This window comes from Caldimonas caldifontis (assembly GCF_002930615.1).
In the GTDB taxonomy this organism is placed as follows: Bacteria; Pseudomonadota; Gammaproteobacteria; order Burkholderiales; family Burkholderiaceae_C; genus Caldimonas; species Caldimonas caldifontis.
The window spans coordinates 20,352-33,162 of sequence record NZ_PSNX01000014.1; the positions used below are offsets into that span (position 1 = coordinate 20,352).

Below are 12,811 nucleotides of genomic sequence, written 5' to 3' on the forward strand. Positions count from 1 at the left end.
ATCAAGGAAACGCGCCGTAACGGCCGGGTTTCACTACCGACAAATCATTGTGCCATAGCGTGTCACTTGGACAAGTTTTTGTCCCTAGGCCCACTTTCGGCGGGGGCCCCTGTTGCTCTCGCACGACAACCCGCGCCGCTTAGAATGCCCGCTTGTCAGACATCGGCTGACACCGTCCTCGCACAGCCGCCCGGTTGTGCCGCCATCCCAGGGATCGCATGACTCAGTTCGCCAAAGAAACCCTTCCCGTCAGCCTCGAAGAGGAAATGCGGCGCTCCTATCTCGATTACGCGATGAGCGTGATCGTTGGCCGCGCCTTGCCCGACGCCCGAGATGGCCTCAAGCCCGTCCATCGGCGCGTGCTGTTTGCCATGCACGAGCTGAACAACGACTGGAACCGGCCTTACAAGAAGTCGGCCCGTATCGTCGGCGACGTGATCGGTAAGTACCACCCGCATGGCGACTCGGCGGTGTACGACACCATCGTGCGCATGGCCCAGGATTTCTCGTTGCGCCACATGCTGGTGGACGGCCAGGGCAACTTCGGTTCGGTCGATGGCGACAACGCCGCGGCGATGCGCTACACCGAAATCCGCCTGGCCAAGATCGCCCACGAGATGCTGGCCGACATCGACAAGGAGACCGTCGACTACGGCCCCAACTATGACGGCTCCGAGAAGGAGCCGCTGGTGCTCCCCACGCGGCTGCCCAACCTGCTGGTCAACGGCTCGGCCGGCATCGCGGTGGGCATGGCCACGAACATTCCGCCCCACAACCTCAACGAGGTGGTCGACGCCTGCCAGCATCTGCTGAAGAACCCGCAGGCCACGGTCGATGAGCTGATGGAGATCATCCCGGCGCCCGACTTCCCGACGGCGGGCATCATCTACGGCCTGTCGGGCGTGCGCGATGGCTACCGAACCGGCCGCGGCAAGGTGGTGATGCGCGCGCGCTGCCACTTCGAGGACATCGACAAGGGAGCGCGCCAGGCCATCATCGTCGACGAGATCCCCTACCAGGTGAACAAGAAGAACCTGCTCGAGCGCATTGCCGAGCTGGTTCACGAGAAGAAGATCGAAGGCATCAGCCACATCCAGGACGAGTCCGACAAGTCGGGCATGCGGGTGGTGATCGAGCTCAAGCGCGGCGAAGTGCCCGAGGTGGTGCTGAACAACCTGTACAAGCAGACGCAGCTGCAGGACACCTTCGGCATGAACATGGTGGCGCTGATCGACGGTCAGCCCAAGCTGTGCAACCTCAAGGACCTGCTGGCGATCTTCCTCGAACACCGCCGCGAGGTGGTCACCCGCCGCACGGTGTTCGAGCTGCGCAAGGCCCGCGAACGTGGCCATGTGCTCGAAGGCCTGGCCGTGGCGCTGGCCAACATCGACGAGTTCATCACCATCATCAAGAACTCACCGACGCCGCCGATCGCCAAGCAGGAGCTGATGGCACGCTCCTGGGACTCCTCGCTGGTGCGCGAAATGCTGGCCCGCGCCGAGGGCGAGACGGTCGGTGGCCGCGCGGCCTACCGCCCCGAGGGCCTGCCGCTGCACTACGGCCTGCAGGCCGACGGCCTGTACCGCCTGTCCGACGACCAGGCCGGCGAAATCCTGCAGATGCGCCTGCAACGCCTCACGGGCCTGGAGCAGGACAAGATCATCGGCGAGTACAAGGACGTGATGGCCCAGATCGCCGACCTGCTCGACATCCTGGCCAAGCCCGAGCGGGTGACCTTCATCATCGGCGAGGAACTCACGGCGCTGAAGCAGGAGTTCGGCCAGACGAAGGTGGGCGCGCGGCGCAGCCAGATCGAGCACAACGCCCAGGAACTCGACACCGAGGACCTGATCACCCCGCAGGACATGGTGGTGACGCTCAGCCACAGCGGCTACATCAAGAGCCAGCCGCTGGCCGAGTACCGCGCCCAGCGCCGCGGCGGCCGCGGAAAGCAGGCGACAGCCACCAAGGAAGACGACTGGATCGACCAGCTCTTCATCGCCAACACGCACGACTACATCCTGTGCTTCTCCAACCGTGGCCGGGTGTACTGGCTCAAGGTGTGGGAAGTGCCCCAGGGCGGCCGGGCCTCGCGCGGCAAGCCCATCGTGAACATGTTCCCGCTGCAGCCGGGCGAGAAAATCAACGTCGTGCTGCCGCTCACCGGCGAGTTCCGCAGTTTCCCGGCCGATCACTACGTCTTCATGGCCACCGCCCAGGGCACGGTCAAGAAGACGGCACTGGACGAATTCAGCAACCCGCGCAAGGCCGGCATCATCGCCGTGGATCTGGACGAAGGCGACTTTCTCATCGGTGCAGCGCTGACCGACGGTCACCACGATGTCATGCTCTTCAGCGACGGCGGCAAGGCCGTGCGCTTCGACGAGAACGACGTGCGCGCGATGGGCCGCCAGGCCCGCGGCGTGCGCGGCATGATGCTGGAGGACGGCCAGAGCGTGATCGCCATGCTGGTGGCCGAGGACGAGACGCAAAGCGTGCTCACCGCCACTGAGAACGGCTACGGCAAGCGCACCTCCATCGTCGAGTACACCCGCCACGGACGCGGCACCAAGGGCATGATCGCCATCCAGCAGAGCGAGCGCAACGGCAAGGTCGTCGCCGCCACGCTGGTGCGTGCCGAGGACGAGATCATGCTGATCACCGACAAGGGCGTGCTGGTGCGCACCCGCGTGGCCGAGATCCGCGAACTGGGCCGCGCCACCCAGGGCGTGACCCTGATCGCACTGGATGACGGCGCCAAGCTTTCCGGCCTGCAGCGCATCGTCGAAAACGACGCCGCCGAGCGCGAAGGCGACGCGCAGGCAGGAGAGGGCGAAGCTTCCGACTGATCCGCCACGGACCCTCAGGGGCTGCGCCATCGGCAAGCCTCTGTGCCTTGAACCTGCCGCCGCGCCACCATGAAACGCCCCTACAACTTCTCTGCCGGCCCTGCCGCCCTGCCGCAACCGGTCCTCGAGCAAGCTGCCGCCGAGATGCTGGATTGGCACGGCAGCGGCATGAGCGTGATGGAGATGAGCCATCGCGGACGCGAGTTCGGCGAAATCCTCGACCAGGCCGAAGCCGACCTGCGCGAACTCCTGGCCGTGCCAGCGCACTTCAAGGTGCTGTTCATGCAAGGCGGTGGACTGGGTGAAAACGCCATCGTGCCGCTGAACCTCTCGCGTGGCGGGCTGGTGGATTTCGTGGTGACGGGGTCGTGGTCGGGCAAGTCCTACAAAGAGGCGGCACGCTACTGCAATCCCGCACTGGCCGCCAGCAGCGAGGCCAGCGGCTACACCAGCCTGCCCCCGCCGGCCACCTGGCGCCTTCGTGGCGGCGCCTCGTACGTGCATGTGTGCACCAATGAAACCATTCATGGGGTGGAGTTCCAGCAGCTGCCCGATCTGCGGGCGCTGGGCTGCGACGCCCCGCTGGTGATCGACTGTTCCTCTCACATTGCCTCGCGACCCATCGACTGGTCGCGCGTGGGCCTGGCCTTTGCAGGCGCACAGAAGAACATCGGCCCGGCCGGCGTGACCCTGGTCATCGTGCGAGACGACCTCCTGGGCCACGCCCTTCCGGTGTGCCCGAGCGCCTTCGATTACCGCATCGTGGCCGACAACCGTTCGATGTACAACACCCCGCCCACCTACGGCATCTACCTCGCGGGGCTGGTGTTTCAATGGCTCAAGCGGGAAGGCGGCGTGGCCGAGATGGAGCGCCGCGCCATCGAGCGCTCGACCCTGGTGTACGACTTCATCGACGGCTCGGGCTGGTACGTCAACCGCGTGGACCGCTCGTGTCGCTCGCGCATGAATCTGCCCTTCTTCCTGCCCGATGACCGGCTCAACGAACCCTTCCTGGCGGGTGCACGCGAGCGAGGCCTGTTGCAGCTGAAGGGCCACAAGAGCGTGGGTGGCATGCGCGCCAGCCTCTACAACGCGATGCCCCTGGACGGCGCACGGGCGCTGGTGGACTACATGCGAGAATTCGCAGCTTCCCATGGCTGAGACCCCTACCCCCGACGAACTGCTGGCGTTACGCAATCAGATCGACACCGTCGATCGGGAACTGCTGGCGCTGCTCAACCGCCGTGCCGGTCTGGCGCAGGCGGTGGGTGAGCTCAAGAAGAAGGAAGGCTCGGTGGTGTTCCGCCCCGAGCGTGAAGCCCAGGTCATCGACGGTCTGAAGGCCGTGAACCAGGGGCCACTGAAATCCGAATCGGTGGCGCCGATCTGGCGCGAGATCATGTCGGCCTGCCGTGCCCTGGAAACGCCCACCCGCGTGGCCTACCTGGGTCCGGCCGGCACCTTCAGCGAACTGGCGGCACTGGGCTTTTTCGGGTCGTCCATCGTGCGCGTGCCTTGCGCCAGCATCGACGAGGTCTTCCGCACCACCACGGCCGGCGCCGCCGATTTCGGCGTGGTGCCCGTGGAGAACTCCACCGAAGGCGTGGTGGCCCGCTCGCTCGACCTCTTCCTGACCACCCCGCTGTTCATCATCGGCGAGACCAGCCTCTTCGTGCAGCACAACCTGCTGCGCAAGGAGAACTCCCTCCATGACATCGAGGCCGTGTGCGCCCACCCCCAGGCCCTGGCGCAATGCCATCTGTGGCTGAGCAACCACCTGCCCAACGTCGAGCGCCGCCCGGTGGCCAGCAATGCCGAAGGAGCCCGGCTGGCCAGCGAGAACCCGCGCCTGGCCGGCATCGCCAGCGAACGCGCGGCCAGCGAGTACGGCCTGCACGTGGTGGCGCCGGCCATCCAGGACGACCCGCACAACCGCACCCGCTTTGCCATCGTCACCCACCCCGATCGCCACCCCCAACCCAAGGCCTCGGGCCATGACTGCACCAGCCTCGTGGTGTCGGTGACCAACCGCCCCGGCGCCGTGCATGACATGCTGGTGCCCCTCAAGCACTACGGCGTGTCGATGAGCCGCTTCGAGTCGCGCCCGGCGCGCTCGGGCCAGTGGGAGTATTACTTCTACATCGATGTCCAGGGCCATCCCGACCAGGCCCACGTGGCGCAGGCCTTGAAGGAACTGCGCGACGTGTGTGCCTTCTTCAAGCTGCTGGGGACCTACCCCATCGACGTGCACTGATTCCGCCGGGAGTTGCAGGGAGATGTTCAACCAACTCGGCGTGATCGGCTGCGGCCTGATGGGCGGTTCCTTCGCCCTGGCGCTCAAGCGTGCCGGCCTGGTCAAGCGGGTCATCGGCTACAGCAAGTCGCCCTCGACCACCGACAAGGCCAAGCGCCTGGGCGTGATCGACATCGCGGCCGAATCGGCCCTGCTGGCCGTTTCGGGCTCGGACATCGTGCTCATGGCCGTGCCCGTGGCCGCCTCGGAAGCCACCTTCAAGGCCATCCGTCATCTGGTCGAGCCGGGTGTGCTCTTCATGGACGTGGGCTCGACCAAGCGCGACGTGGTCGATGCCGCACGCCGTGTGCTCAAGGACCGGGTTGCCTCCTTCGTGCCCGCCCACCCCATCGCGGGCAAGGAAGTCTCCGGCGTGGACCATGCCGATGCCCTGCTCTACAGCGGCCGCCAGGTCATCCTCACGCCGCTGAAGCAGACCGATGCCACCCTCGTGCAGAAGGCCACGGATGTGTGGTCCGCCATCGGAGCTCAGGTGCTCAAGATGACGCCCGAGAACCACGACGCCGCCTTCGCTGCCGTGAGCCACCTGCCCCACCTGCTGGCCTTCGCCTATTTCAGCGCGGTGCACAAGCAGCCAGCCGGTGCCGACTTCCTCTCGCTGGCCGGCCCGGGCTTCCGCGACTTCACCCGCATCGCCGCCAGCGATCCGGCCGTGTGGCGCGACATCCTCCTGGCCAACCGCGAGGAAGTGATGAAGCAGTCACTGCGCTTCCGGCACACGCTCGATGCACTCGAGCACGTCATGAAGACCGGCAACGCCGAAGCGCTGGAGGACCTGATCCGCAGTGCCTCGGAGGCCCGCGCCAGCTGGCAGATGTCCACCCCCAAACCCACCGGCTCGCGCTGACGCGCCGTGACCCAGAGCGCATCGGCGCATGTACACCACCGCCTTCCTCGACCTCCCGCCCCTGCGTTCGGCCGCAGGCAGCGTCCGCCTGCCCGGCTCCAAGAGCATCTCCAACCGCGTGCTGCTGCTGGCAGGCCTGAGCGCCGGCCGCACCCGGGTGCATGACCTGCTCGATTCCGACGACACGCGGGTGATGATCGAGGCGCTGCGGCAGCTGGGCTGCGGCATCGAACACGAAGGCCGTGCGCTGGTGGTCACCGGCCTGGGGGGGCGCCTCGTCACCCGGCAGGCGCAGCTCTTCCTCGGCAATGCCGGCACCGCCATGCGGCCGCTGGTTGCCGCACTCGCCGTGCTCAGTGGCCTGCAGGGCGGCCGCTTCGAACTGAGCGGCGTGCCACGCATGCACGAGCGGCCCATTGGCGATCTGGTCGACGCACTGCGCGGCCTGGGTTGCCAGATCGACTACCTGGGCCAGGACGGTTACCCGCCGCTGCGCCTGGCGGGTGGCACGCCGCGCGTGGATGCACCGATCCGCGTGCGCGGCGACGTCTCCAGCCAGTTCCTCACGGCCCTGCTGATGGCCGCGCCGATGCTGTCGTCACAAAGCCCGGTGCGCATCGAGGTGGTGGGCGAGCTGATCTCCAAACCCTACATCGAGATCACCCTGCGGCTGCTCGAGCGCTTCGGCATCCACGTGCAGCGCGACGGCTGGCAGGCCTTCACCGTGCCCGCGGGCTCGGCCTATCGATCCCCCGGCGACATCCATGTCGAGGCCGACGCCTCCTCGGCCTCCTACTTCGTCGCGCTCGGGGCCATCGCGTCCGACGCAACGGCCCCGCTGCGCATCGAGGGCGTGGGCGCCGACTCCATCCAGGGGGACATCCGCTTCGTGGACGCAGCCCAGGCCATGGGGGCCGTGGTCCGCTCGGGCCCCAACTGGCTGGAAGTGCATCGTGGCGCCTGGCCGCTGCGGGCCCTCGACCTCGACTGCAACCACATCCCCGATGCGGCGATGACCCTGGCCGTGATGGCGCTCTACGCCGACGGCCCCACCACGCTGCGCAACATCGCGAGCTGGCGCGTCAAGGAAACCGATCGCATCGCCGCGATGGCCACCGAGCTGCGCAAGCTCGGCGCCGAGGTGGTCGAGGGCGCAGACTTCATCACCGTCCACCCGCTTCGCGAGGTGCGTGCGGCAGCCATCCACACCTATGACGACCATCGCGTCGCCATGTGCTTCTCGCTGGCCGCCTTCCACGGGCTCGTCGCCGGCCTGGAGCCGCAGCCCCTGCGCATCCTCGACCCGCGCTGCGTGGCCAAGACCTTCCCCGACTACTTCGAGACCCTCTTTGCGGTGGCCCGCGCCGCCACGGCCGACATTCCGGTGCTGACCATCGACGGCCCCACGGCCTCCGGCAAGGGCACGCTCGCCGCCGAGGTGGCCCGGGCCCTCGGCTACCACCTGCTGGATTCGGGCGCGCTCTACCGTGCCACGGCGCTGGCCGCCCTGGAGGCTGGCGTCGATGCTGACGACGAAGCAGGGCTGGCGGCGCTGGCCGCCGGGCTGCCACTGCGTTTCGAGCCCGATCACGTCTGGCTGGCAGCACGCGATGTGAGCGACGACTTGCGCCGGGAGGACGTGGGCGCCATGGCCTCGCGCATCTCGGCCTTCCCGGCCGTACGAGAGGCCCTGCGGCAGCGCCAGCTCGACTTCCGCCGCCTGCCGGGCCTGGTGGCCGATGGTCGCGACATGGGCACGGTCATTTTCCCCGATGCCACCCTGAAGGTCTTCCTCACCGCCAGCGCCGAAACGCGGGCGGATCGGCGACATAAGCAATTGATTTCCAAGGGAATTTCTGCTAATCTTGCGACCCTTTTGCAGGATTTGCAGGCGCGCGACGCCCGGGATCGCTCCCGCAGCACCGCCCCCTTGAAGCCTGCCGAGGACGCGCAGTTGCTCGACAACTCGGCCCTGACCATCGAAGCCTCGGTGGCCCAGGTGCTGGAGTGGTGGGCGCAGCGCCGGCCGTTCTGAAGCCCCCTGAAGAACGGCCACAACCCTGACCGGACCTGCGGACCGGCACCAGGGTGGTGGGCCCGGTTTTCTCCCTCCTGCGCCTCAGGGGCGCGCTGGAAGGCCGGATTCGTCAACATAACCCGCAACCGACCCCGGTTGCGCACCGCCTGCCGCAGGCTGGCACCAGGAAATCTCTTCATGTCTCAAACCGCTGCCGCTGCCTCCCAAGGCATGGAATCGTTTGCCGCCCTGTTCGAAGAATCGCTGAAGCGCTCCGAAATGCGCGCCGGCGAGGTGATCACCGCCGAAGTCGTCCGCGTGGACTACAACTTCGTCGTCGTGAACGCCGGACTCAAGTCCGAGGCCTATGTGCCCATCGAGGAGTTCAAGAACGACCAGGGCGAACTCGAGGTCCAGGTCGGCGACTTCGTTTCGGTGGCCATCGATGCCATCGAAAACGGCTACGGCGACACCATCCTGTCGCGCGACAAGGCCAAGCGCCTGGCCTCGTGGCTGTCCCTCGAGCGCGCGCTCGAATCCGGCGACTTCGTCACGGGCACCGTCTCCGGCAAGGTCAAGGGTGGCCTGACCGTGCTGGTCAACGGCATCCGCGCCTTCCTGCCTGGGTCGCTGATCGACACCCGACCGGTGAAGGACATGAGCCCGTACGAGGGCAAGACCATGGAGTTCAAGGTCATCAAGCTCGACCGCAAGCGCAACAACGTGGTGCTGAGCCGCCGTGCCGTGATCGAAGCCTCCATGGGTGAAGAACGCGCCAAGCTGCTGGAAACCCTGCACGAAGGCGCCATCGTCGACGGCGTGGTCAAGAACATCACCGAATACGGGGCCTTCGTGGACCTGGGCGGGATCGATGGCCTGCTGCACATCACCGACATGGCCTGGCGCCGCGTGCGTCACCCCTCCGAGGTGGTGACGGTCGGCCAGGAACTGAAGGCGAAGGTCCTGAAGTTCGACGCCGAGAAGAACCGCGTCTCGCTGGGCCTGAAGCAGCTGGGCGACGACCCCTGGGTGGGCGTGTCGCGCCGCTATCCCAACGGCACCCGCCTGTTCGGCAAGATCACCAACATCGCCGACTACGGTGCCTTCGTCGAGATCGAGCCCGGCATCGAAGGCCTGGTGCACGTCTCCGAAATGGACTGGACCAACAAGAACGTCGCTCCCAGCAAGATCGTCTCGCTGGGCGACGAGGTCGAAGTCATGGTCCTGGAGATCGACGAGGACAAGCGCCGCATCTCCCTGGGCATGAAGCAGTGCAAGCCCAACCCCTGGGACGAATTCGCCCAGAACTACAAGCGCGGCGACAAGGTCAAGGGCCCCGTCAAGTCGATCACCGACTTCGGCGTGTTCGTGGGTCTGGCCGCTGGCATCGACGGCCTGGTGCACCTGTCCGACCTGTCCTGGAACGAGCCGGGCGAATCCGCCGTGCGCAACTACAAGAAGGGCCAGGAAGTCGAAGCCGTCGTGCTGGCCATCGACGTGGAACGCGAGCGCATCTCTCTGGGCATCAAGCAGCTCGACGCCGACCCGTTCACCAACTTCACGGCCGTCAATGACCGTGGCGCCACCGTCACCGGTGTGGTGAAGTCGGTCGATGCCCGCGGCGCCGAGATCCAGCTGGCCGACGATGTGATCGGCTACCTGCGCGCCTCGGAAATCTCCCGCGATCGCGTGGAAGATGCTCGCAACGTGCTCAAGGAAGGCGACGAAGTCACCGCGCTGATCATCAACGTGGACCGCAAGACCCGCGGCCTGCAGCTGTCGATCAAGGCCAAGGACAGCGCCGAGCAGCAAGAAGCCATGCAGCGCCTGTCGGCCGAAAGCGCTGGTAACGCCGGCACGACCAGCCTGGGCGCCCTGCTCAAGGCCAAGCTGGACAACCAGAACAACGGCTGATGCCGTCCCCGCACGCCGGCGAGCCGGCGTGCCCTCGCAACCCTTCGCGGGGTTGCGATGAAGGCCTGGCCACGGTCCTTCATCCCAGCCCCGCGCACTTTCTACTCCAACCGAGCGCGCCATGACCCGATCCGACCTCGTGAACCAGCTGGCCGAACGCTTCGGCCAGCTCACCCATCGCGACACCGAGTTTGCGGTCAAGACCATGCTTGACGCCATGGCCGACGCATTGGCCCGTGGCCATCGCATCGAGATCCGCGGCTTCGGAAGCTTCTCGATCAACCGCCGTCCGCCCCGCATGGGCCGCAACCCTCGCTCGGGCGAACAGGTCCTCATTCCTGAAAAGCTCGTGCCCCACTTCAAGCCTGGCAAGGCATTGCGCGAAGCCGTGGACCAGCGTCCGGTGGATGACGAACCCGCCGCCCGGCCGTCATCGGCCCCGGCCGAGTGACGCAGCCCGGCGAAGCCTCGAAAACGGCTTCGAGGGCCCGATAGAATCCCGCGCATGCGAGCCCTCACCTGGCTGTTTCGAGCCTTCCTCTTTTTCGTGCTGTTCGCCTTCGCGCTGAACAACCAGCACGAGGTCAGCCTGAAGTGGTTCTTCGGCTACGAAACCATCGCCCCGATGGTCTTTGTCGTCCTGGCGGCCTTCGTCCTGGGCTGTGCATGCGGCGTGCTTGCGATGGTGCCCAGTTGGTGGCGCCAGCGCCGCGCGGCACGTGCGCCGCAAGCGCCCGCGCCCGCCCCTGCAGCACCCCCTGCCGCCCAGCCACCGTTGGGCGGGGCCGAGGCCTACGCGCTCAACCATCCCCCGCGCGATGGAGTTTGACTTCCAGTGGCTCCTGCTGGGCCTGCCCCTGGCCTTCGGGCTGGGCTGGCTGGCCTCGCGCCTGGACCTGCGCCAGTGGCGGCGCGAGCAGCAGTCCTCTCCCAAGGCCTACTTCAAGGGCCTGAACCTGCTGCTCAACGAGCAGCAGGACAAGGCCATCGACGCCTTCATCGAAGCCGTCCAGCACGACCCCGACACTTCGGACCTGCACTTCGCCCTGGGCAACCTCTTCCGGCGTCGCGGCGAGTACGAGCGGGCCGTGCGCGTGCACGAACACCTGCTGGGCCGCGGCGACCTGCCCCGTGCCGAGCGTGAGCGCGCCCAGTACGCCCTGGCGCAAGACTTCCTGAAGGCAGGCCTCTTCGACCGCGCCGAGGCGGCCTATCGGTCGCTCGAATCCACGGCCTTCGCCACCGAAGCCAGATTGGCCCTGCTGACACTTTATGAGCGCTCGCGCGACTGGCCTGCGGCGATCGAGACAGCCACACGGCTGGAAGCGACCGGTGCGGGCTCCTTCGCCCAACGCATCGCCCACTACCATTGCGAACTGGCCCAGGAAGCAGAGGCGCGCGGTGACACTGATGCGGCCGAGCAGGCCTTGACCCGCGCGCGGCAGGCCGCCCCCCAGGCCGCACGCCCCATCGTGATGATCGGCGAACGGCTGGCCCGCCAGGGCCGCCACGACGAGGCCCTGGCGGCCTGGGCCGAACTGATGGCGGTCCAGCCGGCGGCGTTCGGGCTGGTCGCCCCCAGCTATGCCATCAGCGCGCGCGCCGCCGGCCTGGTGGACGAAGCCCGCACCCGCCTGGAGTCCCTTTACGCCCAGGCACCCAGCGCCGAGTTGCTGAAGGCGCGCCTGGAGCTGGCGTCAGACGGCATTGAGCGACGACGGCTCCTGGTGGAACACCTCGAACGGCTCGCCTCCATCACCGCCGCGGCCAGCCTCGTGGATGAAAGCCTGCGCCAGGACTCAGTCCTGGAGCGGGCCGAACTGCTGTCGGTCCAGAAGGCGATCGCCGCTGCCGCCCGCCCGCTGCAGCGCTACCGTTGCGCCGCCTGCGGCTTCGAGGCCCAGCACTACTTCTGGCAATGCCCTGGCTGCCAGGGCTGGGACAGCTACCCGCCGCGTCACATCGACGAGCTGTAGCCACCCCTGAGGCCTTACTCCCGCCAGTGCTCGGCCAACCAAGGCGCCGGCAGAGCCCGGCGCCACCCGTGCGTGGAACGGCCCGTGATGGCGTCGGGCGGATTGATCACACCGTGGAAGATGAGGATGCGCGCACCCGGTGGGATGGCGGGCATGCGCAGGTAGTTCATCGGCCAGTGCGGGATGCAGTGGTACTTCCAGCTCACGCACCATGCTGCGGGCCAGTAGGCGAGCTTGCCCTGCTCATGCAGCACCTCTGACAACCAGGCCTGCTCGTTGCGCAGCCGCGCGCGGATGGATTCGTGCTCGGTGCGGAAGCGCTCCAGCACCTCGGGGTGGGCCCCGATGCGAAAGCGGTAGACGGAGGAATTGCCGGTGATGCGCCAGGGGCGCTTCCAGTCGTGGATGATCAGGAAATCACCGGGCTGCTCGAAGAAGGGCGTGATGTCGTCGACGATCACCACGTCAAGGTCGAGGAAGAGGGCCGTGCCTTGCAGGCCGTGCAGATCGGCCGCCAGAGTGGTGAGCTTTTTCCAGCCCCGCTCGGGAATGCCCTCGGGCAGGGCGAGATCGGGAATAGGCAGGCACGACACCTCGGGCCGGATGCCCTCGCGGCGGTCGGTGAGGCACACGAAACGGAAATCGCCACGCAAATGGCGGCGCACCATGCCGTACAGACGATTGACGTATTCGGGGCCGTACTTGGTGCCCCACTTCATGCACAGCACAACCCGTTCCGCAGCGCTCACACATCCTCCATCCAGCATGGTCCCGGCGGATTGTCTCTCATGCCGCCAGAGGCTCTAGTTACGCCTGTTCACCAAGTCAGTCGCCTCATCCCTCGCACGGGGGGCGGGCGACCCCACGAGGTCTTCCTACACTGCAGATCCTGGC

At 67.0% G+C, this 12,811-nt stretch carries 10 protein-coding genes; 9 read left to right on the forward strand and 1 reads right to left on the reverse strand.

Annotation, left to right across the window (positions count from 1 at the left end):
• Positions 1-218 precede the first annotated feature (218 nt).
• The 9 genes from gyrA to lapB all read left to right on the forward strand — a co-directional run bounded on the left by gyrA (position 219) and on the right by lapB (position 11,917).
• Complete coding sequence (gene gyrA, locus C1704_RS14300) at positions 219-2,849, forward strand: DNA gyrase subunit A (RefSeq protein ID WP_104303416.1); 2,631 nt, start codon at positions 219-221, stop codon at positions 2,847-2,849.
• Between the two features lie 69 nt (positions 2,850-2,918).
• The gene (gene serC, locus C1704_RS14305; protein ID WP_104303417.1) at positions 2,919-4,010 is read left to right on the forward strand and encodes a 3-phosphoserine/phosphohydroxythreonine transaminase; all 1,092 of its coding nucleotides are present in this window, start codon (positions 2,919-2,921) and stop codon (positions 4,008-4,010) included.
• Complete coding sequence (pheA, locus tag C1704_RS14310; protein ID WP_104303418.1) at positions 4,003-5,103, forward strand: prephenate dehydratase; 1,101 nt, start codon at positions 4,003-4,005, stop codon at positions 5,101-5,103. Before serC ends, pheA begins: the two co-directional genes overlap by 8 nt.
• 22 nt (positions 5,104-5,125) lie before the next feature.
• The gene (locus C1704_RS14315; RefSeq protein WP_104303419.1) at positions 5,126-6,010 is read left to right on the forward strand and encodes a prephenate dehydrogenase; all 885 of its coding nucleotides are present in this window, start codon (positions 5,126-5,128) and stop codon (positions 6,008-6,010) included.
• A gap of 28 nt (positions 6,011-6,038) precedes the next feature.
• Positions 6,039-8,045 (forward strand): bifunctional 3-phosphoshikimate 1-carboxyvinyltransferase/cytidylate kinase, encoded by a 2,007-nt coding sequence (locus C1704_RS14320; protein WP_104303420.1) that lies wholly within the window; start codon positions 6,039-6,041, stop codon positions 8,043-8,045.
• A 180-nt stretch (positions 8,046-8,225) separates the two neighbouring features.
• Complete coding sequence (rpsA, locus tag C1704_RS14325; RefSeq protein ID WP_104303421.1) at positions 8,226-9,941, forward strand: 30S ribosomal protein S1; 1,716 nt, start codon at positions 8,226-8,228, stop codon at positions 9,939-9,941.
• Positions 9,942-10,062: 121 nt separating this feature from the next.
• Positions 10,063-10,392, forward strand: coding sequence for an integration host factor subunit beta (locus C1704_RS14330; RefSeq protein ID WP_104303422.1), 330 nt, complete (start codon positions 10,063-10,065; stop codon positions 10,390-10,392).
• A gap of 54 nt (positions 10,393-10,446) precedes the next feature.
• A complete protein-coding gene (locus C1704_RS14335) occupies positions 10,447-10,770 on the forward strand; it encodes a lipopolysaccharide assembly protein LapA domain-containing protein (protein WP_104303423.1) in 324 nt (107 codons plus the stop codon).
• The gene (gene lapB / locus C1704_RS14340) at positions 10,760-11,917 is read left to right on the forward strand and encodes a lipopolysaccharide assembly protein LapB (RefSeq protein ID WP_104303424.1); all 1,158 of its coding nucleotides are present in this window, start codon (positions 10,760-10,762) and stop codon (positions 11,915-11,917) included. The genes C1704_RS14335 and lapB overlap by 11 nt, the downstream gene beginning before the upstream one ends.
• Positions 11,918-11,931: 14 nt before the next feature.
• Here lapB and C1704_RS14345 read toward each other — a convergent pair whose 3' ends face one another.
• Positions 11,932-12,684 (reverse strand): glycosyltransferase, encoded by a 753-nt coding sequence (locus tag C1704_RS14345; protein WP_104303425.1) that lies wholly within the window; start codon positions 12,682-12,684, stop codon positions 11,932-11,934.
• Between the last annotated feature and the right edge of the window lie 127 nt (positions 12,685-12,811).